This window comes from Pseudomonas sp. 21LCFQ010, from assembly GCF_024129905.1.
In the GTDB taxonomy this organism is placed as follows: domain Bacteria; phylum Pseudomonadota; class Gammaproteobacteria; order Pseudomonadales; family Pseudomonadaceae; genus Aquipseudomonas.
This window is the reverse complement of sequence record NZ_JAMYDZ010000038.1, coordinates 1-22,605: the sequence shown is the minus strand read 5'-3', so window position 1 is coordinate 22,605 and position 22,605 is coordinate 1. Positions and strand designations below refer to the sequence as shown.

Sequence of the window (22,605 nt, the reverse complement as noted above, 5' to 3'; positions counted from 1 at the left end):
TGCAAGGAATCTCTCGATGTTGGTTGTTTCACTCTCAGGCAGTCCCTCTCCTACTTCGCGTTCGGGCGTGGTACTGGCACATGCCGGTAACTGGCTCAAAGCCCACGGCGTGGATGTCACCACCGTACGGGTGCGTGACTTCAATGCTGAAGATCTACTGTGGGCGCGCTTTGACAGCCCGCCGGTGCAGGCCTTTATCGAGGCCGTGCGCCAAGCGGACGGGTTGTTGATTGCCACCCCGGTGTACAAGGCATCGTTTGCCGGAGCCTTGAAGACGCTGCTGGATCTGTTGCCGGAGCGGGCGCTGTTGGGCAAGGTGGTGTTGCCGCTGGCGACCGGTGGCAGTATTGCCCATATGCTGGCGGTGGATTACGCGCTCAAGCCGGTGCTGTCAGCGCTCAAGTCCCAGGAGGTCCTGCACGGGATCTTCGCGATCGACAGCCAGATCAGCTACGGCGATGTGCCTGAGGGCGGCGTGCTGGATGAGGTACTGACCGGGCGACTCCATGAAGGGCTGGAGCATTTTCTACGCGGCTTGCAGCATCGGTTGCACACGCGCAAAAAGGCGGTTGGCGCGCATTTGCAGCTGGCGCTGTAGCTTGATCGTTGCCCTTTCGGGCGATGAAAGATCATTGCCGCAGTTGCCTGAACTGCGGGTTTCGCCCCTGACGGGCGAGTTACTTTGGTTTCGCCCAAAGTAACCAAAGGCATTGCTCCTGGCTTGGGTCCGCCCTGCGGGCGAACTTCCCTCCGTCCGGCATCGATTCGGGGGCCGGCGCGATGGGCATCCCTGCCCAGCGCACCTGAAACCGACATCCATGTCGGTTTCTCCCCCGAATCGACGCCTACCCTCGGCCAGCGCCCAAGTCGCGATTTGCGGCGCCTGTGCCATCTCCGTTCGAAGATCAAGATCAAGATCAAGATCAAAAGCTACGACAACGAGACAACGTCATGCGCGGACCAATTGAAATGCAATCTCACAGACGCCGCCGAACGCGACTTGGGCGCAGGCCGAACGCAGGTGTCGATTTGGTGGGAAAGCCGGCAGGGAAGCCGCTGCTCTTTCTGTAAGGAGCAGGTGCGCTGGGCAGGACGCCCATCGCGCCGACCGCCAAATCGGCCAAAGGGCGGGGCCAAGGCAGGAGCAAACGGTTTTGGTTAATTGCCACCAAGACAAAAGTGACCCGCTGTAAAAGCGGAAAGTGACTCAAACCCACCACCGCTGCGGCGAATGCACGCCACTCAAACCACCAAACCACCAAACCACCAAACGATCAGTGTTGCACCACCAACGGATACAACGACAACACCAGCAGCAACGCCATCACGCCATTGAACACCCGCACCCGGCGCGGGTCGCGCAATACGTTACGCAGCAGGCTGCCAAACCCCGCCCAGATCCCCACCCCCGGCAGGTTGATCAGACCAAACACTGCAGTGATCACCAACACATTGGTGAAATACCCCTGCATCGGCGTATAGGTCGTGATTGCCCCCACTGCCATCACCCAGGCCTTGGGGTTGACCCACTGAAACAGCGCAGCGGCAAAAAACGTCATGGGCTCACCGCGTGACGGCCCGTTGTCACCCACCGGCCCGGACGTCGCGATCTTCCAGGCCAGGTACAACAGATACGCACCGCCGACATACCGCAGCAAGGTATAAAACCATGGCCAGCTCTGGAACACACTGCCCAGGCCAAAGCCTACCGCCAGCACCAACACCATAAAGCCGATACTGATACCGAACATATGCGGCACTGTGCGGCGCAAACCGAAGTTCACCCCCGAGGCCAGCAGCATCATGTTATTAGGGCCCGGCGTGATCGAGGAGACCAGCGCAAACAGGGCAAATGCCAGAAGCAGATCGAAAGACATACGGCAATCCGTGCAAACCAGTGAGACAGGTCGCTCACCCTACCCAGACGGCGTCTGGAAACACACGGACAGCTAGAAGAAAGTTTTACCGGTACAGTTTTCGCAAATCAGAAAATCAGTGGAACTGTCAGAGTCGCATTAGCCCTGACGATCCCGGCTGACGACACCCACGTCAACATTGACTTCGGCGCTGTGGTCAAACTCGCGCACTTGCTGCAGCTGCGGGTTGGCCAGCAACCGGGCCTTGCGAGCGTGATATTCGTCGAACGACAGGCCGCGACGATTAAGGTCTTCCAGCGCCAGTTGCAGGGTTTCTTCAGCGCTGTAAGGCCGTTGCTCGACGGCATGGTGGGTCGAGCAGCCGCTGATCACGGCAACAGAGAACAACAGGGCAAGAGCAGTAAAACGGTGCATGGTGACCTCCTTGGAAGGTTCGATTCGGGAATGAACAAAGGTTAATCCCGCCCCGCTTCCAGCAGAAATCACCGCAACTGATAGTGACTATCGGTGCATTGATGCCTGTTCGATCAACACCTCACGCAGGGCTTGGGCCGCCACCGACAATTGCTGGTCGGCCAAGGTCATCAGGCCAATGCGCCGCTCGATGCGTGGCCCCACCAGCGGGATGCAGCAGGCGCCCAGTTCGTGCATCTGCTCGATACACAGTGCCGGCACGGCGCTGACGCCCAGACCACTGGCAACCATCCGTCCCACTGTCGCCAACTGATGACTCTCGAAGGCCACCGCCAACCGTCCATGCTGCGCAGCCACCGATTGCTCCAGCAGCAGGCGCACCGCCGAAGGTCTTTGCAAGGCGATGAAGTCCTCTTTGAGCAATTCACTCCAGTGCAACTCGGCACATCCGGCCAAGGGGGAATCGGCAGGCACCACGGCAACGAAACGGTCCACGCAGAACGGCGTGAAATGCAGTGAGTGGCCAGGCTCCGGTTCGAAACCGATGCCCAGTTCGACCCGCCGCTGGCGGACCATCTCCAGCACCTCTTCGTTGATCACATCGTGCACCGCGATATTGACCCGCGGGTAACGTTCACGGAACACCTTCAAGGCCCCCGGCAAACGGTTGCCGGCATACGAAGGCATCGCCGCCAATGAAACCTTGCCCATTTGCAGGGTAAAACGCTGGTGCAGCAATTCTTCGGTGTTGTCCCAGTCAGCCAGCAACTGGCGAGCCAGCGGCAGCAGGGTTTCGCCTTCCGGGGTGAGGTTGACGCTGCGTGTGGTGCGAATCAGCAACTGCCCTCCCAGCGACTCTTCAAGCCCCTTGATCGTCAGGCTCAGGGCCGGTTGTGACAGGTGCAGGCGCTCACCGGCCTGGGCAAAGCTCAGGCATTCGGCAACCGCCACGAAGGCGCGCAGGTGTTTGACGTTCATTGTTTTGTCTTTCTTATCAAACCATCAGAAAAACAAAATTAACAAATCATTCGCCAAGACAGAAGATGTCAACAACGCGATTAAGTGACAGAGCAACTAGCCTGTTCATTGCAGCGACAACGACAACAACAATGACCAGAGGCCGACATCATGGCTGGACTCGACAAACGAGTGGCGACCTACGAGCAAGCCCTCGAAGGGCTGACCGACAACATGACCGTGCTGTGTGGCGGCTTCGGGCTGTGCGGCATACCGGAAAACCTGATTGCCCAGATCAAGCGCATGGGCACCCGTGGCCTGACCGTTGTGTCCAATAACTGCGGGGTCGACGGGTTTGGCCTGGGCATCCTGCTCGAAGACCGGCAGATCCGCAAAATGATCTCTTCCTACGTCGGTGAGAACGCGCTGTTCGAGCAACAGTTGCTCAGTGGCGCGCTGGAAGTCGACCTCACCCCGCAGGGCACCCTGGCCGAGAAACTGCGTGCCGGCGGTGCCGGGATTCCGGCCTTCTACACCGCCACCGGCTTCGGCACGCCGGTGGCCGAGGGCAAGCAAAGCCGTCAGTTCAACGGCCGCGATTACATTCTTGAAGAAGCCATCACCGGTGATTTTGCCCTGGTCAAAGGCTGGAAGGCCGACCACTTCGGCAATGTGATCTACCGGCATACCGCGCAGAACTTCAACCCACTGGTGGCCACCGCCGGGAAAATCACGGTGGTGGAGGTCGAAGAAATCGTCGAGCCCGGCGAGCTCGACCCGGCGCATATCCACACCCCGGGTATCTACGTCGACCGGCTGATCCTCGGCAGCTTCGAGAAACGCATCGAAAAGCGCACCCTCAAGGCCTGAGAAAGGAGTTGCACCATGGCACTTTCCCGCGAACAAATGGCACAACGGGTCGCCCGCGAACTCAAGGACGGCTACTACGTCAATCTGGGCATCGGCATCCCGACCCTGGTCGCCAACTACGTACCAGACGGCATTGACGTGATGCTGCAATCGGAAAACGGCCTGCTGGGCATGGGCGAGTTTCCCACCGAGCAGACCGTCGACGCCGACATGATCAATGCCGGCAAACAGACCGTCACAGCCCGCCGCGGCGCATCGATTTTCCACTCCGCCGACTCGTTCGCGATGATTCGCGGCGGGCATGTCGACCTTACGGTGCTGGGCGCATTCGAAGTCGATGTGCAGGGCAACATCGCCTCCTGGATGATCCCCGGCAAGCTGATCAAAGGCATGGGCGGTGCCATGGACCTGGTCGCCGGTGCCGAGAACATCATCGTCACCATGACCCACGCCTCCAAGGACGGCGAGTCGAAACTGCTGGATCGTTGCGAACTGCCGCTGACCGGCGCCGGGTGCATTCGCCGGGTGCTGACCGACCTGGCTTATCTGGAGATCGACAACGGTGCCTTCATCCTGCGCGAACGTGCGCCGGGCATCAGCGTCGAGGAAATCGTCGCCAAGACCGCCGGCCGGCTGATCGTGCCCGACGATGTGATTGAAATGCGTTTCTGAATCTTCGAGGCCCCGTCAGGGGCCTCGAACGTTGTGCCTTCAAAAAAACAATAAAGAGGTATTGCTATGTCGTCCGCTTCCCTCCAGGAAAGCCGCTCCGCGCGCTTTGCCCTGCGCTGCTCGGCCTGGGCCGAGCGCTGGTTTCCCGATGCCTGGGTATTCGCCGCCCTGGCCGTACTGATCGTCACGCTTGCGGTGCTGGGCATGGGCGCCAAGCCTGCCGACACCGCCAAGGCATTTGGCGATGGCTTCTGGAGCCTGATTCCCTTCACCCTGCAAATGGCGTTCGTGGTGATCAGCGGCTACGTGGTCGCCAGCTCGCCACCGGCGGTGCGTCTGATCGACCGCCTGGCACGCCTGCCGTCCAATGGCCGCAGTGCGGTGGCCTGGGTGGCGCTGATCTCGATGCTCGCCTCCTTGCTCAACTGGGGCCTGTCGCTGGTATTCGGCGGCCTGCTGGTACGCGCACTGGCACGGCGCAAGGACCTGAAAATGGACTACCGCGCCGCCGGTGCCGCCGCCTATCTGGGCCTGGGCGCAGTGTGGGCGCTGGGCATCTCGTCGTCGGCTGCGCAATTGCAGGCCAACCCCGGCAGCCTGCCGCCATCGATCCTGGCCATCACCGGGGTCATCCCGTTCACCGAAACCATCTTCCTCTGGCAGTCCGGGGTGATCCTGCTGGTGCTGATCGTGCTGTCGATCATCGTCGCCTACGCCACCGCGCCAGGCCCGGCCAATGCCCGCAGTGCCGAGGACTGTGGCGTCGACCCGGCTTTCAACCTGCCACCGCTGGCGCCGCGCACCCGTCCTGGCGAGTGGCTGGAATACAGCCCGCTGCTGATCATCGTGATGGTGGCGCTGGGAGTCGGCTGGCTGATCAACGAGTTCAGCAGCAAACCGGCGATCACCGCCATCTCGGGCCTGAACACCTACAACTTCCTGTTCATCATGCTCGGCGCCCTGCTGCACTGGCGCCCGCGCAGCTTCCTTGATGCGGTGGCGCGTGCCGTGCCGACCACCACCGGGGTGCTGATTCAGTTCCCGTTGTACGGCTCGATCGCCGCGCTGATGACCACCGTCAAAGGCAGCGATGCGCAGACCCTGGCGCACCATATCTCGCTGTTCTTCACCAGCATCGCCACCCACGATACCTATGCGGTGCTGATGGGCGTCTACTCGGCCGTGCTGGGCTTCTTCATCCCCTCCGGTGGCGGCAAGTGGATCATCGAAGCACCCTACGTGATGCAGGTGGCCAATGAACTGCAGTACCACCTGGGCTGGGCGGTGCAGATCTACAACGCCGCCGAGGCATTGCCGAACCTGATCAACCCGTTCTACATGTTGCCGCTGCTCGGCGTACTGGGCCTCAAGGCCCGGGAGCTGATTGGCTTCTCGTTCGTGCAGTTGCTGGTGCATGCGCCAGTGGTGCTGTTTCTGCTCTGGGCGCTGGGCACAACCTTGAGCTACACCCCACCGGTCATGCCTTGAGGGCAGTTGCACGAGATAAGCACCAAGTTATGCGGTGTTGCCCTCAATCTGCCGAAACCGGGGTCAACACCGGCTGGCCGGCAAAGAACGCCTGCAGGTTATCGCGTACCAATTGCACAGAATCATGCGAAGCCTCCGGCGACAGGCCCGCCACGTGGGGGGTGAGCACGACATTGGCGAGGCTCTTGAACGCATCCGGTACGTTCGGTTCGTCATCGAATACGTCCAGCGCAGCGCCAGCGATGCGCTGTTCGCGCAAGGCGCCGAGCAGTTCCTGGGTGTCGACCACGCTGGCCCTGGCGATATTCACCAGATAACCCTGCGGGCCAAGCGCCTGAAGCACTTCGTCATCGACCAGATGGCGGGTATTGGCGCCACCCGGCGTGGCCAGAACCAACACGTCCGAGGCCTCGGCCAGTTCGCGCACCGAGCGATACCAGACATAATCCACATCACTGCGTGCGCGCCGATTGTGATAAGCGATGGACATGTCAAAGGCGGCTGCGCGCCGGGCGATGGCCAGGCCCACTGCGCCCAGGCCAAGGATGCCCAGGCGTTTGCCAGCCAGCGAGGGGCGCATCGCCTTGCGCCACTCGCCACGACGCACCGAAGCATCGGCCTGGGGGATGTCGCGCATCACCGCCAACAGCAGGGCCATGGCATGGTCGGCCACGGTCGATGCATTGACCCCGGCACCGTTGGTGACCACGATGCCACGGGCCTGGGCGGCCGCCACATCGACCTTTTCATAGCCCGCCCCGCTGACGCAGATGATCCGCAGGTTCGGCAGGGCGTCCATTTCTTCGGCAAACAGCCCCAGCGGCCCACGGGTCACCACGGCCTGGATTTCGTCCCCATGTCGGGCGATCGCCTCGGCACGCAGCTCGGGGGTCTGCGCACGGATCAACCGAAAACCGCTGTCTTCGAGTATCGACAGATACTCGTTGAGGTTTTCGACCAGTACCAGCAGGGTCGTCATGGGAATCAGTCCTCGGTCCAGAGAAAACACTGACAGTAACCCGAGAGGCTCTGCCTGCACAGCAACGGATCGCTAGCCCGGACGCCGACTGCGCTTTTTCGCGGCATACATCGCCTGATCTGCATGCCGGAACAACTGCGCCAGATCACTGGCATCATCAGGGTAGCGGGCGATGCCGATGCTTGATGAGATACGCCAGCTCTGCCCTTCCAGCAGCACCGGAGCCTTCAGCGCACGATCAATGACTTGCGCCACCCGATCGGCGTCAGCATCGTCATGAATGCGTTCAAGAAGCACCACAAACTCGTCGCCGCCGATCCGCGCAACGGTATCGATGGCCCGGACACAGGCTTTCAGGCGCCGGGCGACTGCCTGCAGCAAGGTGTCGCCAGCCGCATGCCCGAGGGTGTCGTTGACCTGCTTGAACTTGTCCAGATCCAGATACAGCACCGCCAACCGGTCACCGTGCCGGTCAGCCTGCTGCACCGCATGCTGCAAACTCTCGTTGAGCAAGGTGCGGTTGGCCAGTTGGGTGAGCGGGTCATAGCGGGCCATCGCATGCAGCCGTTCATAGAGCTGCTGACGCTCGATGGCCGTGGCCACGTGGCTGGACACCAATTGCAACAAGTCCTGATCACGCGGGGTATAAAGCGGCGCATCAAGCTCACCCTTGATCAGCAGCGCGCCGATAATCCCGCTGGCGGTTTGCAGGGGTACGCCGAGCCGGTCGCAACGCAGCACCGGCCGACCGCGACTGAAGACCTCCGTGGCCAGGGCGCGGGCAGCATCGTGCGGTTCATCGTCGGGATAGACAAACGAGTAACGCGCAGGCTCGCCTTCACACAGGACAATCGACAGATAGCGAGCGCCGAGCAAATTACCGAGGATCTTATGAATGCGCTCGAACAGGCAGGCAAGGTCGGTACTGCCATTGGCCGCCTCGGAAATTTCCAGCAGCGTGGCGCGCAGGCTGTCGGCGCGCTTGAGTTCAGTGATATCCCGGGCCACAGCAATACGCAGGCGGTCCGCCGGCGACCAGCACGCCGACCACATCACATGCACGACATGGCCGCTCTTGTGCAGGTAGCGATTTTCAAAGTGTAACTGGGGATTGCCGGCCATGATGTCGGCGGCGGCCTCAAGGGTCCGCGCCCGATCATCGGGATGCACCAGATCAAGCATCTGGGCACCGATCAGTTCCTGAGGGTGATAGCCGAAAATCCGCTCGAATGCCGCGCTGACGTAGACATAGCGTCCCTCTGTGTCCACTACGCAAATCGCATCCATGAGCCTGTCGACGAATCCCTCCAGTGCCTGGTTGGCGATATTTACCATAGGGAAATACCCGCAGATGTGGGACGGTCATACCCGCGACGCATTTGCTGCCCAGACTGACAGCCGATATTGTTCTGTTTCAGTCCAATAGTGCCCAACTAAAAGGCTTTTTGCCATCAGCCGCCTGCGAGGGTGACGGACGGCGAGTTACCGATAAGGAATCGCGTGCATGAGTTCATTTGCTTCGCTGACCAGATTACTGACGGTTACCACCCTGACCGGTGCCATGCTGCTGTCAGCAACCGCCATGGCCACTGAATCACCTGGCAAAGCGCTGAGCGAAAAGGCCGGCCTGCCCTGGCCGGCAGTGATTGCCCATCGCGGCGCCTCATTCGATGCCCCCGAAGAAACCCTGCCGGCCTTCATCCTGGCCCGCGAGCTGGGTGCCGACTACCTGGAACTGGACCTGCAACGCAGCAAGGACGGGGTCCTGCTTGCCCTGCACGACGACAGCCTGGTGCGTACCACCAACATCGCCGAGGTGTTCCCGGCCCGTGCCCAGGAGCCGGTGAGCAGCTTTACCCTGGCTGAACTCAAGCAACTGGATGCCGGCTCGTGGTTCAACAAGGCCTACCCGGCGCGGGCGCGGGACAGTTATGCGGGCCTGAAGATCCTGACTCTGGATGAGGTGATCGACATCGCCGAAGGTGGCGCCAACAAGCCCGGCCTGTACATCGAAACCAAACAGCCGCAGCAGTTTCCCGGCATCGAAGCCGACCTCAAGCAAGCGCTGGAGAAACGCGGCTGGCTGCGTGAGCGCCCCGCCGCTGCGCCCGGTCAGGTCAACGTCGCGCAGTTGCCCGGCCGGGTCGTGCTGCAAACCTTCGACAAAACCAGCCTGCAACTGCTGCACAAGGAAATGCCCCAGGTGCCCAAGGTCTTGCTGCTGTGGATAGGCCAGGGTGCCATCGCGCCGAAATCCAGCGTGGCGTTCAAAGACTCGGGGTTCAAGGACAAAGCGGCCTGGTACGCCAGCCAGGAGGTCAAATCAGAAGCCGAGTTTGCCGCCTGGATCGACTGGGCAAAGGCCAATGGTGCAATCGGCACCGGCCCTGCAAGCCGGCTGGCCGACGGCGGTGAGCAGAGCTACATGGATCTGGTCAAGCCGTGGATGAACAGCATGACCCACGCCAAGGGGCTGATCATTCATCCTTATACCGTAGACAATGCCGTGGACTTCAACGCTATCAGCGCTGCCGGCGTCGATGGCTTTTTCACCAATCGCCCGGCGCAACTGCTGGAGTTCTACGCACGCCCGGCCAAAGAGACGGTCGATAGCCTACTCAAACGCAACGGCTATTGAGTTACTGTCCTGCACGCCGGGTAGTCTGCCTGCCGCAATCGGCAGGTGGACACTGGCTTGCCCAACCATCACACAGCTTTTTTTAACCCAGCGACTTTTCATGGCAAGCCTGGTGTAAGCTCGCAGGTCGTCGCCAACCGAACGAGAGGCTTATGCAGTCCCCCTTCAGACGCTCGACCCTTGCCACGCTGTGCGGATTCGCCCTGCAAGACCAGGCAATCACTCTGTTGCCCACGGCCGCCGACTATCGTCGTTGCCTGCTGGAGAAAATCGCCTCCGCTACCCGGCGCATCTATATCATCGCCCTGTATCTGCAACAGGATGAAGCCGGTCAGGAAATCCTCGATGCCCTGTATGCCGCCAAGGTCGCCCGCCCCGGTCTTGAAGTGCGGGTCCTGGTCGACTGGTTCCGTGCCCAGCGCGGGCTGATTGGCGCCGGTCGCCAGCCGGGCAACAGCACCTGGTATCAGGCGCAGCACCTGGAATACGACGTCGAAGTTCCGGTCTATGGTGTACCGGTGCAGACCCGCGAGCTGTTCGGCGTGCTGCACCTCAAGGGCAGCGTCATCGATGACGAGGTGCTCTATACCGGCGCCAGCATCAATAACGTCTATCTGCACAAGCTGGACAAGTACCGGCTGGACCGCTACCACCTGATCCGCAACGCGCCATTGGCAGACAGTTTTGTCACGCTGGTACAACAGGAGATCATCGGCTCGCCGGCAGTGCACCGCCTGGACCTGCCGCAACCGCCCAGCTCAAAAAGCCTGCGCGGTGAGATCCGCACCTTGCGCAGCCAGCTCAAACGCGCCAGCTACAACACCGATGCAGGCAGCCTGGAAAATGGCGAAATGCGCGTCATCCCGCTATTGGGTGTCGGCCCGCGCAACCGCCTGAACCGCACCATCTGCGATCTGATCGCCAGCAGCCAGAGCCAGCTGACCATCTGCACGCCGTACTTCAATCTGCCGGTCGCCGTCACCCGTGAAATCAACCGCGCACTCAAGCGTGGCGTGGTGGTCGACATCATCGTCGGCGACAAGACCGCCAACGACTTCTTCATTGCACCTGAAGAGCCGTTCAAGGTGATCTCTGCCCTGCCCTATCTTTACGAAATCAGCCTGCGCCGTTTTGCCCGCAAGCACCAGACGGCAATCGCCCGGGGGCGGCTGAATCTGCACCTGTGGAAGCATGGCGACAACACCTACCACCTCAAGGGCATGTGGGTCGATCAGCGTTATACCCTGCTGACCGGCAACAACCTCAACCCGCGTGCGTTCAATCTGGATCTTGAAAACGGCCTGCTGATCGATGACCCCAAGGGGCAGTGGCTCGACCCGCGCGCAGCCGAGCTGGCCAGCCTGATGCAACACACCCGGCGGGTCGACAACTTCGAGCAATTGCAGACCCTGGCCGAGTATCCCGAAGGCGTGCACAAGTTCCTGCGCCGGGTCAGCCGGGTGAAGATCGAGCGGTTGCTGTACCGGATTCTTTGACCAATCCGGTACAGCCTGCCCCGTGCATCCTGCAGGAGCGGCTTTAGCCGCGAAAAACGGTGCCGAGCATCGCGGCTGAAGCCGCTCCTACAGCAGCCCTGCGCTACGCAGCGCCTGTAGCGCTTGCAGCCAGCGTGGCTGGCTGCGGTAGTCGGTGCTGGCATGACTCTGGCCACGCATGCGCGCCAGCCGGGGCGAGGGCTTGACCTTGAGGCGTTGCGCGGCGCTCAGGGCAAGTTCGGCGCTGGCGCGGTCGTTGCACACCAGTCCCATGTCACAACCGGCGCTCAGCGCCGCTTCGATACGGCTGGCAGCGTCGCCCACCACATGGGCGCCAGCCATCGACAGGTCATCACTGAAAATCACCCCATCGAAGCCCAGCTCACCGCGCAGAATGTCCTGCAGCCAGCGCCGGGAAAAGCCCGCCGGCTGGTTGTCGACCTGCGGATAAATCACATGGGCGGGCATCACCGCGGCCAATTTCCGGCTCAGGCGAGCAAAAGGCACCAGGTCCTGGGCGCGGATACTGTCCAGGCTGCGTTCATCGTTGGGGATCGCGACGTGCGAGTCCGCCTCAGCCCAGCCATGCCCCGGAAAATGCTTGCCGGTCGCCGCCATACCCGCTTCATTCATACCCCGGATAAAGGCACCTGCCAGTTGCGCGGCACGCTCTGGATCACCTTCGAACGAGCGGGTGCCGACCACCGCACTGCGCTCATGATCCAGGTCCAGAACAGGGGCGAAGCTCAGGTCCAGGCCCACCGCCAGCACCTCGGTCGCCATCAGCCAGCCGCAATGGGCTGCCAGTGCCTCGGCATCCGGACAGGCAGAAATGGCGCGCATCGCCGGCAGACGCACGAACCCCTGACGCAGACGCTGAACGCGTCCGCCTTCCTGATCCACCGCCAACAGCAGGTCAGGGCGCACAGCGCGAATCGAGGCACTCAGTTCACGAACCTGGCGTGGATGCTCGATATTGCGGGCAAAAACAATCAGGCCACCGATTTGCGGTTGGCGCAGTAGATGACGGTCTTCAGCAGTCAGCCAGGTACCGGCGACATCGACCATCAAGGAGCCTTGCAGGCCAGAACTCATAGAAAACACCATTACCTTGGATCAAGCCGGCATGGTGCTTGATCCTGCAGCCCGGTGCAATGCAGCCGTACTCAGGCCTTGACCGCGGCAGTGTTGGTTACCGCAGCGACCTTGCTGCGTGGCCTGAGCTGGGCGGCGATCATCTGCGGATCAGTGACGCCGGTTTCAGCACGCATGCCGGCCGCCAGAAACGGCACCATCAGGCGCATGACCTGCTCGATCGAGGTATTGATGCCGAAGTCATTCTCGGAAATGGCCCGCAGCGCCTTGATGCCCGACATGCTGAATGCCGCAGCACCGAGCATGAAGTGCACGCGCCAGAACAGTTCGATCGGTGGAATGCGTGGCGCGGCCTCATTGACCAGCACCATATACCGGCGAAACACCTTGCCGTACATGTCTTCAAGGTAACGCCGCAGATGCCCCTGGCTCTGGCTGAACGCCAGGCCCAGCAGGCGCATGAAGATCGACAGGTCGTTACCGCTGCGCGGCTGTACCGCCATGGCCTGCTCGACCAGGATACCCAGCAGTTCCTCAAGGTCAGGCTTGTGCTCCGGCTGGCCCTGACGGCGCTCCAGCTCACGCTCAAGGCTGGCGCAGAACGGCCCGAGGAAGCGCGAGAACACTGCCTGGATCAAGGCTTTTTTGGAGCCGAAATGATAATTGACCGCTGCGAGGTTGACCGACGCCTTGCTGGTGATCAGGCGCAAGGACGTCTCGGCGAAGCCCTTTTCGGCGAACAACTGTTCGGCAGCATCAAGAATACGTTCTACGGTTTCCGACTGGGCCATGGCTCTCTGCCTGACAAAACAATCGTTTGAAACATACGTTTCAGGGAGGCGGTTTGTCAAGCGGGCGGTTCATTTTGTGGCTGAACAGTCACGCATTCAAGCCAGACCGACGAGCGATCCATCCAGCCAGGCGCCTGGCCGTTCGGCACAAAGATTCAAAAGCATGATTGCCAAGCCGCCTTCACTGTATATAATCCCAGGCACTGTACAAAAAGACAGAGCGCACGACATGATCAAACTGACGCCCCGCCAGGCCGAAATCCTGGACTTCATCAAACGTTGCCTCGAAGACAACGGCTACCCGCCAACCCGGGCGGAGATAGCCCAGAAGCTCGGCTTCAAATCACCCAATGCCGCTGAAGAACACCTCAAGGCCCTGGCCCGCAAAGGCGCCATCGAGATGACGCCGGGCGCCTCGCGAGGCATCCGCATCCCAGGTTTCGAAGCCCGCCAGGCCGACGACAGCAGCCTGCCGATCATCGGCCGGGTTGCTGCCGGCGCACCGATCCTCGCCCAACAGCACATCGAGGAGTCATGCAACATCAACCCGACCTTCTTTCATCCAAGCGCCGACTATCTGTTGCGCGTCCACGGCATGAGCATGAAGGACGTCGGCATCCTCGATGGCGACCTGCTGGCGGTACACACCACTCGCGAAGCACGCAACGGGCAGATCGTGGTAGCCCGGATCGGTGACGAAGTCACAGTCAAGCGCTTCAAACGCGAAGGCAACAAGGTCTGGCTGATTGCTGAAAACCCTGAATTCGCGCCTATCGAGGTCGATCTCAAGGAGCAGGAACTGGTCATCGAAGGCTTGAGCGTCGGCGTGCTGCGCCGCTAAGGGAGAACACCATGCAGTTTCATCCGGCCCCTCACACCCAATTACCACTGTTCGAAGCATTCCTGGCCCAGCCCATCGCCCCTTCCCTGCAGGAGCTGCCCCAGGCATTCCGGGAGACGGCACCGCAGGTGTTCAGCGAAGTGTCATTGCGTGGAGCGGCCGGAAGCTGCCTGAGCCTGCTGGCGCCAATTCTTAGAGATTTGAGTGAGGAGCAGGATCCCCGCTGGCTCAGCCTGATCGCTCCGCCTGCCAGCCTGACCCAGGCATGGTTACGTGAGGCGGGCCTGAACCGGGAGAGAATCCTGATTCTGCAGCCCCGCGGCACACAAACCGCTCTGGCACTTGCTCGCGAGGCATTACGGCTGGGGCGCAGTCACACAGTGGTGAGCTGGCTCAATCCCCTCAGCGCGGCTGCACGGCAACAGCTGACGGCTGCGGCCCGGATCGGTGAAGCGCAAAGCCTGAATATCCGATTGGGCTGATCGCCCGACGGGCCTCAATGCAGAACCCGGGGTCCGTCTTCTTCTTTTTCCGGCACACCTTCGGCCAGACGGCCGGCCATCTGCACGCCGACGCTCAACATGGCCTTGGCGACTTCAACGTGCTGACCTTGCAGAAACACCTTGGCGTCCTCCGAAAAGTTCAGAGTGACCAGCGAGCCCTCATCCTCGGCACGACGCAGCTCGATACGGCCGTCAGGAAGCTCGACAATTTCAAGAAAAGAGGTAGGCATCAGTACAAATACTCCGCGAAAGGCGGGCAGTGTAACAGCCTGTACTGATGCGTACATCAAGCTTGTATCAGAACTCGTTCATCCCCTGGCGAAAACGCACCGCCAGTGACTTGATTGATTGCCGCCAGCTTTCAAGCTCGTCACGGGTCAAGCCCTGCTCCGGCTCTGGCTCATCATCCAGATTCACGGCCTGGATGATCGGCTGGGTGACATCGCCCTTGGGCTTGACCGGCGCACGTGGCGGCTCGAACAACGCTGCATAGGCCGCCAACAATTGACCTAGCCAGGTATGCCGGTTCTGCGCCAGCTCGATCAACTCGCCCAGCTCAGGGATGGCAACGTTTTCCAGCACCTCTGGCGCCAGCAACAGTTCGGCGCGGGGAGCCCCGGCTTGCGGCAGGCGGTAGTAACCGGCGATCTCGTGACACAGACCCAGCAAAGCGCCGTACAGATGAAACAGCACGGTTTCACGGCCAGCCTGGATCTGCGCCTGGGCATTCATGGCCTGGCCTTGTTCAGCTTTGCCCAGGGTTTCCAGAGCCAGGCCGGCGAAGAAAATCTTCTGGTTGGTGCGGGTGTAAAGTTCTTGGGCCATGTCAAAGCCTCCCTTGCAGCGTTGGCGAAAAACCGATCAAAGCAATAACCCCCTTGCCCGCCTCGGCCGGCAAGGGGATTTCGATCAACGCTTGTCTTCGACCTTCCAGGCGTTGCCATCGTGGAACGCGCGCCAGCCCGTCGGCTTGCCGTCCACTTCGGTCTGGACATACTGCTCCTTGGTCTTGCGGCTGTAGCGCACAACCGCCGGACGGCCATCAGGGTCCTTGACCGGCGCATCACACAGGAAATGATACTTCGGATCGATTTCCTGTTTATGCGGCACCAGCTCCAGCACCAATGGCGCACGGGTTTCGCGATTTTTCGGGAACTGGCTGGCAGCCAGAAACAGACCTGAAGCACCGTCGCGCAAGATGTAGGTGTCGTCGACCTTCTCGCACTTGAGCTCCGGCATCTTCACCGGGTCCATCTTCGGCGGCGCCGCCTCGCCGCTCTTGAGCAGCTTGCGGGTGTTCTTGCACTCGGCGTTGGTGCAACCGAAGAACTTGCCGAAGCGGCCGGTCTTGAGCTGCATTTCACTGCCGCACTTGTCGCATTCCAGGCTCGGGCCTTCGTAGCCCTTGATCCGGTAAGTGCCCTCTTCGATTTCATAGCCGGTGCAATCTGGGTTGTTACCGCAAATGTGCAACTTGTGCTTTTCATCGAGCAGGTAGGCATCCATCGCCGTGCTGCAGATCGGGCAACGGTGCTTGCCACGCAGTACCCGCGACTCCGACTCACCCTCATCGTCATCGGCAATCTCATCACCCGGCGTCAGGTTGACGGTTGCCTTGCAGCGTTCTTTAGGCGGCAGGCTGTAGCCCGAACAGCCAAGAAACACGCCGGTGGACGCAGTGCGGATCTGCATCGGGCGGCCACAAGTCTTGCAAGGGATATCAGTCATCACCGGCTGGTTGGCACGCATGCCGCCCTCAGGCGCCTCGGCGACTTTCAGCTTGGTCTGGAAGTCCTCGTAGAACTCGTCCAGCACGTTTTTCCAGTCCCGCTCACCCTGGGCAACGTCGTCGAGATTCTCTTCCATACCGGCGGTAAAGCCGTAGTCCATCAGATTGGAAAAGCTTTCGCTCAGGCGCTCGGTGACGATATCGCCCATCTTTTCGGAATAGAAACGCCGGTTGTGCAGGGTCACATAGCCGCGATCCTGAATGGTCGAGATGATCGCCGCATAAGTCGATGGACGACCGATACCGCGCTTTTCCATCTCCTTGACCAGGCTGGCTTCAGAGAAGCGTGCCGGCGGCTTGGTAAAGTGCTGGCTGGGGTCGATACCCAGCAAGTCGAGCTTCTCGCCCTCACCCATGTCAGGCAGCACGCCGTCGTCACCCGGCTTGGCGATCTGTGGCAAGACCTTGGTGTAACCGTCGAACTTGAGAATACGCCCCTTGGCCCGCAGCTCGAAGCTACCGGCAGTCACACTGACAGTGGTCGACAGGTATTGCGCCGGTGGCATCTGGCAGGCCACGAACTGGCGCCAGATCAGCTCATACAGGCGCTCGGCGTCACGCTCCATGCCCGACAGCTTGCTGGGGTGGGTGTTGACGTCCGAAGGGCGGATCGCTTCGTGCGCCTCCTGGGCGCCTTCCTTGCTGCTATAGACATTCGGCGCATCAGGCAGGTATTTCTTGCCGAACTCACTCTCGATGTAGCTGCGCGCCATGCTCACCGCATCGGCCGACAGGTTGGTCGAGTCGGTACGCATATAGGTGATGTAGCCCGCTTCGTAAAGACGCTGGGCCATCATCATGGTCTTCTTCACGCCGAAGCCCAGGCGGTTGCTGGCAGCCTGCTGCAGGGTCGAGGTGATGAATGGCGCAGAAGGCTTGCTGCTGGTCGGCTTGTCTTCGCGCTTGGCAATGCTGTAGCTGGAGGCCTTGAGCTTCTCCAGTGCCGCCATGGCCTGGGCTTCGTTAAGCGGCTTGAAAGCCTCGCCGTTCTCGCGGGCCACCTCGAAGCGCACTTTGGCGCCCTTGGCGGTGCCCAGGTCGGCATGCACTTCCCAGTACTCTTCCGGGTTGAAGGCGCGGATTTCGCGCTCACGCTCGACCACCAGTTTGACCGCTACCGACTGGACCCGGCCGGCCGACAGGCCGCGAGCAACCTTGGCCCAGAGCAGCGGCGAAACCATGTAGCCAACGACACGGTCGAGAAAGCGACGCGCCTGCTGGGCATTGACCCGGGCGATATCCAGCTCGCCAGGCTCGGAGAAGGCTTCCTGGATGGCTTTTTTGGTGATCTCGTTGAACACCACGCGCTTGTAGCGCTCATCATCACCACCGATGGCCTCGCGCAGGTGCCAGGCAATGGCTTCCCCTTCGCGGTCCAAGTCCGTTGCCAGGTAAATGGTGTCGGCATCCTTGGCCAGCTTGCGCAGCTCTTCGATGACCTTTTCCTTGCCCGGCAGAATCTCGTACTTGGCTTTCCAGCCCTGATCGGGATCAACGCCCATGCGCGCCACCAGCTGGCGACGGGCCTTTTCCTTGGGGCTCAGCGCCGGAGCCTCGCCGGCAACCGCCTTGCCACGCTTGGCAGCAGGCTCCTTGGAGGCACTGGCCGAACCGCTGGTGGGCAGGTCACGGATATGGCCGATACTCGACTTCACCACGTACTGGTTGCCCAAATACTTGTTGATGGTCTTGGCCTTAGCCGGGGATTCCACGATGACCAGCGATTTGCCCATGGATCAGAAAATTCCTGAATACGATAAATGAAAGACAGACGCGAGCCTGTAAAGGCATCGCTATATATAGTGGCTACAGAGTGAGGTCAAGCCGCGCCAATGCCAGCGTTGCGCCTCACGGCCTGGAAAAAAGACTTTCTTCGGCCTGGACCAAAGCAAAGCGCGGCACGCGCTCGCCGTCAACCTCGACAGTTTCCTGAAACATTGTCAGAGGTCTTACCCACATACCGTAGTCCCCGTACAACGCTTGATAAAAGACCACGTACTCTTCGGTCTCAGAGTGCCGCGCGACGCTGAAAACGCGGTACTGCGGCCCTTTGTAATGACGGTAAAGTCCTGGTTGTAACTGCATGCTGTAATCCCCGGAAAAAAATTACATATTTTGAAAAAAATGCCGTCGATAAAACGCAAAAGCCGGGGCACAAGGCCCCGGCCAATGCAATCAGAATGAATCAGACCCGCTCAAAGACGGTGGAAATACCCTGACCCAGACCAATACACATGGTTGCCACACCCAGGCGGCCGCCATTTTGTTTCATGACGTTGAGCAAGGTGCCCGAAATCCGCGCACCGGAACAACCGAACGGGTGACCCAAGGCAATCGCGCCGCCATGCAGGTTAACCTTCTCGTTCATCTTGTCGAGCACTTTCAGGTCCTTGAGCACCGGCAGCGCCTGCGCGGCGAACGCTTCGTTGAGCTCGAAGAAGTCGATGTCAGCAATCGACAGACCAGCACGCTTGAGCGCCTTCTGGGTCGCCGGCACCGGTCCGTAGCCCATGATCGCGGGGTCTACGCCGGCCACCGCCATCGAACGGATCACCGCCAACGGCTCCAGCCCCAGGTCCTTGGCACGCTGGGCAGACATGACGATCATGCATGACGCGCCGTCTGTAATCTGCGAACTGGTACCGGCGGTCACGGTGCCGCCCTTGGGGTTGAAGGCTGGCTTCAAGGCCGCCAGGCCTTCCAGAGTGGTCTCAGGACGAATGGTTTCATCCTGAGCAAACACCTTGAGGAAACCGTCTTCGTCATAGCCCTGCATCGGAATGATCTCGTCCTTGAAACGCCCCTCCACAGTGGCCTTGTGGGCCAGTTGGTGAGAGCGCAGGGCGAATGCATCCTGCTGCTCGCGGCTGATGCCATGCATCTTGCCCAGCAACTCGGCGGTCAGCCCCATCATCCCCGAAGCCTTGGCAGCGTAAAGCGACAGGTGCGGGTTAGGGTCCACCCCGTGCATCATCCCCACATGGCCCATGTGCTCGACACCGCCGACCACGAAGACATCACCGTTGCCGGTCATGATTGCCTGAGCGGCCGTGTGCAGCGCGCTCATCGACGAGCCGCACAGACGGCTGACCGTCTGGGCTGCCGAGGTATGCGGAATCTGGGTCAGCAGCGAGGCCATGCGGGCGATGTTCCAGCCCTGCTCCAGGGTCTGGTTGACGCAGCCCCAGATCACGTCTTCGACTTCTGCAGGATCGACCTTGTCGTTACGCTCCAGCAGCTTGCTGATCAGGTGTGCCGACATGTCCTCGGCGCGGGTATTGCGGTGCATGCCGCCCTTGGAGCGGCCCATGGGTGTGCGCGCGAAGTCGACGATCACCACATCTCTTGGATTCAGACTCATGGGTTGTTACTCCTTGACTGGCGCTTGACCGAAGAAACGCTGGCCGGTGCGGGCCATCTCACGCAGTTTCGCGGTCGGTTGATACAGGGCGCCCAGTTCGGCATAGCGGTCAGCCAGGGCCACGAATTCAGCTACGCCAATCGAATCGATGTAACGCAGTGCCCCGCCACGGAACGGAGGGAAGCCAATGCCGTAGATCAGCCCCATGTCAGCCTCGGCGGCCGTCTCGACGATACCGTCTTCAAGGCAGCGGACAGTCTCCAGGCACAGCGGGATCATCATCCAGTTGATGATGTCCTCATCGCTCAGCTCGCGCTGCTCGTAGACAATCGGCTTGAGCACGTCGAGCACCTCGGGGTCGGTGACCTTCTTCGGCTTGCCCTTCTTGTCGGTTTCATACGCATAGAAACCCTTGCCGTTCTTCTGCCCGAGACGTTTGGCGTCATACAGGACATCGATAGCCGAGCGGCGGTCGTCTTTCATCCGATCCGGGAAGCCTTCAGCCATCACGTCGCGACCATGGTGACCGGTGTCGATACCGACCACGTCCATCAGGTACGCCGGGCCCATCGGCCAGCCGAATTTTTCCATGATCTTGTCAATGCGCACGAAGTCGACACCGGCACTGACCAGCCGGGCGAAACCGCCAAAATACGGGAACAGCACCCGGTTGACCAAAAAGCCCGGGCAGTCATTGACCACAATCGGGTTCTTGCCCATTTTCTTGGCATAGGCAACGGTGGTTGCCACGGCTTGTTCGCTGGACTTCTCGCCACGAATCACTTCCACCAGCGGCATCATGTGCACCGGGTTGAAGAAGTGCATGCCGACGAAGTTTTCCGGGCGTTTGAGCGCCTTGGCCAACAGGTTGATGGAGATGGTCGAGGTGTTCGACGCCAGGATGGTGTTTTCGCCAACCTGTTCTTCCACCTCAGCCAGCACCGCCTGCTTGACCTTGGGATTCTCCACCACAGCTTCGACCACCAGATCGACGTGGCCGAAGTCGCCGTAAGACAGGGTCGGACGAATGGCATTGAGCGCTTCGGCCATTTTTGCCGGCGTCAGGCGGCCTTTCTCGACCCGGTTACCAAGCAGCTTGGACGCTTCGTTGAGACCCAGCTGGATGGCCTCTTCGCGAATGTCCTTCATCAGGATCGGTGTGCCCTTGACCGCTGACTGGTAGGCGATGCCGCCGCCCATGATGCCCGCGCCCAGCACCGCCGCCTGCTTGACCTCGCGGGCTTGCGCATCATAGGCCTTGGCCTTGCGCTTGAGCTCCTGATCGTTGAGGAACAGGCCAATCAGGCTCTGCGCGGCCGAGGTCTTGGCCATTTTGACGAAGCCTGCGGCCTCGACTTCAAGTGCCTTGTCACGACCGAAACTGGCAGCTTTCTGAATGGTCTTGATCGCTTCGACCGGCGCCGGGTAGTTAGGGCCGGCTTGACCGGCCACAAAACCCTTGGCTGTCTCGAAGGCCATCATCTGCTCGATCGCATTGAGCTTGAGCTTTTCGAGCTTGGGCTGGCGCCTGGCCTTGTAATCGAACTCGCCGCTGATCGCGCGCTTGATCAGATCCAGCGCCGCTGCACGGAGCTTGTCGGCCTCGACCACGGCATCGACTGCACCGACTTTCAGCGCATCTTCGGCGGTGTTTTCCTTACCCGAAGCAATCCATTCGATGGCGTTGTCGGCACCGATCAGACGTGGCAGGCGCACTGTGCCGCCAAACCCTGGGTAGATGCCCAGCTTGACTTCCGGCAGGCCGACTTTGGCACCGCTGGCCATGACTCGATAATCGGCCGCCAGGCACATTTCCAGGCCACCGCCCAGCGCAATGCCATTGATCGCGGCCACAGTCGGCACGCCCAGGTCTTCAAAGTCGCTGAAGATCCGGTTGGCCTGCAGGTTGCCGGCGATCAGCTCGGCATCGGGCAACTGGAAATTGTCGACGAACTCGGTGATATCGGCGCCGACAATGAAGACATCCTTACCGCTGGTGACGATCACCCCGGTGACCGACGCATCGGCCTTGAGGGTATCGACCACCTGACGCAACTCGTCGAGGGTAAGGCGATTGAACTTGTTGACGGACTCACCCTTGAGATCGAAATTCAATTCGACGATGCCACCTTCAAGAGCCGTAACCGTGATGGCTTTACCTTCGTAAATCATCAACTGATCTCCACGATATGGAAGCTGAACAATACACACCGGGCCTTACAGCCCGACGAGACCACGACGTCGCCGTCAATGAACACACCAGATCACAGGCTCACCGCCGACGTGGCAGTCCGAATTCTGTAAGAGCCGTCTGACACCAAACGCTCAATTCATACGCCCGTTTGACTTGGGTACGCACACCTTCATGCAAAACCGGTTAATTGTCAATTCGCCGCCCCGGTCATCAATACCGTGCTTCGGCCAGATGCCAGCCTTGCCTGGAAAACAGAATAGTCGCTGCCAGTCGCATTCCCCTGTTCGAGGGGCGGCGCGACGAAGTATGGTTGACATCCTCCCCGGCCTGAAGGCCGGAGATTCCTACGGCGCTCAGGCGCGGCATCGAGCCGCCCCCGAGTCGCTTCGGTGGGTTCCTGCTGCTGGCGCCATGACCTCTGCGCTCACTTCACAGGCTAACCGGGCGTGTCCCGCCCTTAGTACATTGATCGCGCCAACCACATCGGCGTTGCCTTCAAAACCACATCCCACGCACCTGAACAGCGCTTGCGTCTGGCGGTTGGCCGCCGACACATGGCCGCAACTGGGGCACGTGCGGCTGGTATCTCGCGGCGGCACGGCAATCAGCCAGCCGCCGCGCCACGCCAGCTTGTAGTCCA

At 60.7% G+C, this 22,605-nt stretch carries 22 protein-coding genes; 8 read left to right on the top strand and 14 right to left on the bottom strand.

Annotation, left to right across the window (positions count from 1 at the left end; genetic code table 11):
- Positions 1 to 16: 16 nt before the first annotated feature.
- The gene (gene ssuE / locus NJC38_RS27145; protein WP_045493261.1) at positions 17 to 598 is read left to right on the top strand and encodes an NADPH-dependent FMN reductase; all 582 of its coding nucleotides are present in this window, start codon (positions 17 to 19) and stop codon (positions 596 to 598) included.
- Positions 599 to 1,274: 676 nt separating this feature from the next.
- Here ssuE and NJC38_RS27140 read toward each other — a convergent pair.
- From NJC38_RS27140 to NJC38_RS27130, 3 genes are all read right to left on the bottom strand, one after another.
- Positions 1,275 to 1,877, bottom strand: coding sequence for a LysE family translocator (locus tag NJC38_RS27140; protein WP_253117939.1), 603 nt, complete (start codon positions 1,875 to 1,877; stop codon positions 1,275 to 1,277).
- A gap of 138 nt (positions 1,878 to 2,015) precedes the next feature.
- Positions 2,016 to 2,291 (bottom strand): hypothetical protein, encoded by a 276-nt coding sequence (locus tag NJC38_RS27135; RefSeq protein WP_253117938.1) that lies wholly within the window; start codon positions 2,289 to 2,291, stop codon positions 2,016 to 2,018.
- A gap of 87 nt (positions 2,292 to 2,378) precedes the next feature.
- Complete coding sequence (locus NJC38_RS27130) at positions 2,379 to 3,269, bottom strand: LysR family transcriptional regulator (RefSeq protein ID WP_253117937.1); 891 nt, start codon at positions 3,267 to 3,269, stop codon at positions 2,379 to 2,381.
- A 150-nt stretch (positions 3,270 to 3,419) separates the two neighbouring features.
- On the opposite strand from NJC38_RS27130, the gene NJC38_RS27125 reads away from it, so the two are divergent.
- From NJC38_RS27125 to NJC38_RS27115, 3 genes are all read left to right on the top strand, one after another.
- The gene (locus NJC38_RS27125) at positions 3,420 to 4,118 is read left to right on the top strand and encodes a CoA transferase subunit A (RefSeq protein WP_045493272.1); all 699 of its coding nucleotides are present in this window, start codon (positions 3,420 to 3,422) and stop codon (positions 4,116 to 4,118) included.
- A 15-nt stretch (positions 4,119 to 4,133) separates the two neighbouring features.
- Positions 4,134 to 4,790, top strand: a complete 657-nt coding sequence (locus tag NJC38_RS27120; RefSeq protein WP_253117936.1) for a CoA transferase subunit B — start codon at positions 4,134 to 4,136, stop codon at positions 4,788 to 4,790.
- Between the two features lie 66 nt (positions 4,791 to 4,856).
- Positions 4,857 to 6,278: a TIGR00366 family protein gene (locus tag NJC38_RS27115; protein WP_253117935.1), complete on the top strand. Its 1,422-nt coding sequence runs from the start codon at positions 4,857 to 4,859 to the stop codon at positions 6,276 to 6,278.
- A 43-nt stretch (positions 6,279 to 6,321) separates the two neighbouring features.
- Here NJC38_RS27115 and NJC38_RS27110 read toward each other — a convergent pair whose 3' ends face one another.
- The gene (locus NJC38_RS27110) at positions 6,322 to 7,257 is read right to left on the bottom strand and encodes a 2-hydroxyacid dehydrogenase (protein WP_253117934.1); all 936 of its coding nucleotides are present in this window, start codon (positions 7,255 to 7,257) and stop codon (positions 6,322 to 6,324) included.
- 72 nt (positions 7,258 to 7,329) lie between these two features.
- Complete coding sequence (locus NJC38_RS27105; RefSeq protein WP_253117933.1) at positions 7,330 to 8,592, bottom strand: GGDEF domain-containing protein; 1,263 nt, start codon at positions 8,590 to 8,592, stop codon at positions 7,330 to 7,332.
- Between the two features lie 169 nt (positions 8,593 to 8,761).
- On the opposite strand from NJC38_RS27105, the gene NJC38_RS27100 reads away from it, so the two are divergent.
- Both NJC38_RS27100 and pssA read left to right on the top strand, forming a co-directional pair.
- Positions 8,762 to 9,895, top strand: a complete 1,134-nt coding sequence (locus NJC38_RS27100; protein WP_253117932.1) for a glycerophosphodiester phosphodiesterase — start codon at positions 8,762 to 8,764, stop codon at positions 9,893 to 9,895.
- Positions 9,896 to 10,047: 152 nt separating this feature from the next.
- Positions 10,048 to 11,391 carry a CDP-diacylglycerol--serine O-phosphatidyltransferase gene (gene pssA / locus NJC38_RS27095; protein WP_253117931.1) on the top strand — a complete coding sequence of 448 codons (1,344 nt, stop codon included), beginning with the start codon at positions 10,048 to 10,050 and terminating at the stop codon, positions 11,389 to 11,391.
- Between the two features lie 87 nt (positions 11,392 to 11,478).
- Here the strand turns inward: pssA and nagZ are convergent, their stop codons facing one another.
- Both nagZ and NJC38_RS27085 read right to left on the bottom strand, forming a co-directional pair.
- Positions 11,479 to 12,474 carry a beta-N-acetylhexosaminidase gene (gene nagZ, locus NJC38_RS27090; RefSeq protein ID WP_253117952.1) on the bottom strand — a complete coding sequence of 332 codons (996 nt, stop codon included), beginning with the start codon at positions 12,472 to 12,474 and terminating at the stop codon, positions 11,479 to 11,481.
- 83 nt (positions 12,475 to 12,557) lie between these two features.
- Positions 12,558 to 13,277, bottom strand: coding sequence for a TetR/AcrR family transcriptional regulator (locus tag NJC38_RS27085; protein WP_253117930.1), 720 nt, complete (start codon positions 13,275 to 13,277; stop codon positions 12,558 to 12,560).
- Positions 13,278 to 13,506: 229 nt separating this feature from the next.
- On the opposite strand from NJC38_RS27085, the gene lexA reads away from it, so the two are divergent.
- Together lexA and sulA are read left to right on the top strand one after the other, a co-directional pair.
- Positions 13,507 to 14,118 (top strand): transcriptional repressor LexA, encoded by a 612-nt coding sequence (lexA, locus tag NJC38_RS27080; RefSeq protein WP_045493296.1) that lies wholly within the window; start codon positions 13,507 to 13,509, stop codon positions 14,116 to 14,118.
- 11 nt (positions 14,119 to 14,129) lie between these two features.
- On the top strand, positions 14,130 to 14,600 hold the full coding sequence (gene sulA, locus NJC38_RS27075; RefSeq protein ID WP_045493299.1) for an SOS-induced cell division inhibitor SulA: 471 nt from the start codon (positions 14,130 to 14,132) through the stop codon (positions 14,598 to 14,600).
- 14 nt (positions 14,601 to 14,614) lie between these two features.
- Here sulA and NJC38_RS27070 read toward each other — a convergent pair whose 3' ends face one another.
- The 7 genes from NJC38_RS27070 to NJC38_RS27040 all read right to left on the bottom strand — a co-directional run.
- Complete coding sequence (locus NJC38_RS27070; protein WP_253117929.1) at positions 14,615 to 14,851, bottom strand: hypothetical protein; 237 nt, start codon at positions 14,849 to 14,851, stop codon at positions 14,615 to 14,617.
- Between the two features lie 67 nt (positions 14,852 to 14,918).
- The gene (locus NJC38_RS27065) at positions 14,919 to 15,446 is read right to left on the bottom strand and encodes a DUF6586 family protein (protein ID WP_253117928.1); all 528 of its coding nucleotides are present in this window, start codon (positions 15,444 to 15,446) and stop codon (positions 14,919 to 14,921) included.
- Between the two features lie 84 nt (positions 15,447 to 15,530).
- Positions 15,531 to 18,143 (bottom strand): type I DNA topoisomerase, encoded by a 2,613-nt coding sequence (topA, locus tag NJC38_RS27060; protein ID WP_253117927.1) that lies wholly within the window; start codon positions 18,141 to 18,143, stop codon positions 15,531 to 15,533.
- Positions 18,144 to 18,258: 115 nt separating this feature from the next.
- On the bottom strand, positions 18,259 to 18,495 hold the full coding sequence (locus NJC38_RS27055; protein WP_253117926.1) for a DUF1653 domain-containing protein: 237 nt from the start codon (positions 18,493 to 18,495) through the stop codon (positions 18,259 to 18,261).
- Positions 18,496 to 18,595: 100 nt separating this feature from the next.
- A complete protein-coding gene (fadA, locus tag NJC38_RS27050) occupies positions 18,596 to 19,771 on the bottom strand; it encodes an acetyl-CoA C-acyltransferase FadA (RefSeq protein WP_045493312.1) in 1,176 nt (391 codons plus the stop codon).
- Positions 19,772 to 19,777: 6 nt separating this feature from the next.
- Positions 19,778 to 21,943, bottom strand: coding sequence for a fatty acid oxidation complex subunit alpha FadB (gene fadB, locus NJC38_RS27045; protein WP_253117925.1), 2,166 nt, complete (start codon positions 21,941 to 21,943; stop codon positions 19,778 to 19,780).
- Between the two features lie 375 nt (positions 21,944 to 22,318).
- Positions 22,319 to 22,605: transposase (locus NJC38_RS27040; protein ID WP_253117924.1), on the bottom strand; the 287-nt coding region annotated here is incomplete at its 5' end.

What these genes read in the sequence shown, in the direction of transcription:
- NJC38_RS27140 (WP_253117939.1), bottom strand. Translation starts at nt 1,877, where the DNA reads ATGTCTTTCGATCTGCTTCTGGCATTTGCCCTGTTTGCGCTGGTCTCC.
- NJC38_RS27130 (WP_253117937.1), bottom strand. Translation starts at nt 3,269, where the DNA reads ATGAACGTCAAACACCTGCGCGCCTTCGTGGCGGTTGCCGAATGCCTG.
- fadB (WP_253117925.1), bottom strand. Translation starts at nt 21,943, where the DNA reads ATGATTTACGAAGGTAAAGCCATCACGGTTACGGCTCTTGAAGGTGGC.
- pssA (WP_253117931.1), top strand. Translation starts at nt 10,048, where the DNA reads ATGCAGTCCCCCTTCAGACGCTCGACCCTTGCCACGCTGTGCGGATTC.
- NJC38_RS27085 (WP_253117930.1), bottom strand. Translation starts at nt 13,277, where the DNA reads ATGGCCCAGTCGGAAACCGTAGAACGTATTCTTGATGCTGCCGAACAG.
- NJC38_RS27120 (WP_253117936.1), top strand. Translation starts at nt 4,134, where the DNA reads ATGGCACTTTCCCGCGAACAAATGGCACAACGGGTCGCCCGCGAACTC.
- NJC38_RS27110 (WP_253117934.1), bottom strand. Translation starts at nt 7,257, where the DNA reads ATGACGACCCTGCTGGTACTGGTCGAAAACCTCAACGAGTATCTGTCG.
- ssuE (WP_045493261.1), top strand. Translation starts at nt 17, where the DNA reads ATGTTGGTTGTTTCACTCTCAGGCAGTCCCTCTCCTACTTCGCGTTCG.
- fadA (WP_045493312.1), bottom strand. Translation starts at nt 19,771, where the DNA reads ATGAGTCTGAATCCAAGAGATGTGGTGATCGTCGACTTCGCGCGCACA.
- NJC38_RS27065 (WP_253117928.1), bottom strand. Translation starts at nt 15,446, where the DNA reads ATGGCCCAAGAACTTTACACCCGCACCAACCAGAAGATTTTCTTCGCC.
- NJC38_RS27055 (WP_253117926.1), bottom strand. Translation starts at nt 18,495, where the DNA reads ATGCAGTTACAACCAGGACTTTACCGTCATTACAAAGGGCCGCAGTAC.
- NJC38_RS27125 (WP_045493272.1), top strand. Translation starts at nt 3,420, where the DNA reads ATGGCTGGACTCGACAAACGAGTGGCGACCTACGAGCAAGCCCTCGAA.
- lexA (WP_045493296.1), top strand. Translation starts at nt 13,507, where the DNA reads ATGATCAAACTGACGCCCCGCCAGGCCGAAATCCTGGACTTCATCAAA.
- NJC38_RS27135 (WP_253117938.1), bottom strand. Translation starts at nt 2,291, where the DNA reads ATGCACCGTTTTACTGCTCTTGCCCTGTTGTTCTCTGTTGCCGTGATC.
- NJC38_RS27100 (WP_253117932.1), top strand. Translation starts at nt 8,762, where the DNA reads ATGAGTTCATTTGCTTCGCTGACCAGATTACTGACGGTTACCACCCTG.
- sulA (WP_045493299.1), top strand. Translation starts at nt 14,130, where the DNA reads ATGCAGTTTCATCCGGCCCCTCACACCCAATTACCACTGTTCGAAGCA.
- topA (WP_253117927.1), bottom strand. Translation starts at nt 18,143, where the DNA reads ATGGGCAAATCGCTGGTCATCGTGGAATCCCCGGCTAAGGCCAAGACC.
- NJC38_RS27105 (WP_253117933.1), bottom strand. Translation starts at nt 8,592, where the DNA reads ATGGTAAATATCGCCAACCAGGCACTGGAGGGATTCGTCGACAGGCTC.
- NJC38_RS27115 (WP_253117935.1), top strand. Translation starts at nt 4,857, where the DNA reads ATGTCGTCCGCTTCCCTCCAGGAAAGCCGCTCCGCGCGCTTTGCCCTG.
- NJC38_RS27070 (WP_253117929.1), bottom strand. Translation starts at nt 14,851, where the DNA reads ATGCCTACCTCTTTTCTTGAAATTGTCGAGCTTCCTGACGGCCGTATC.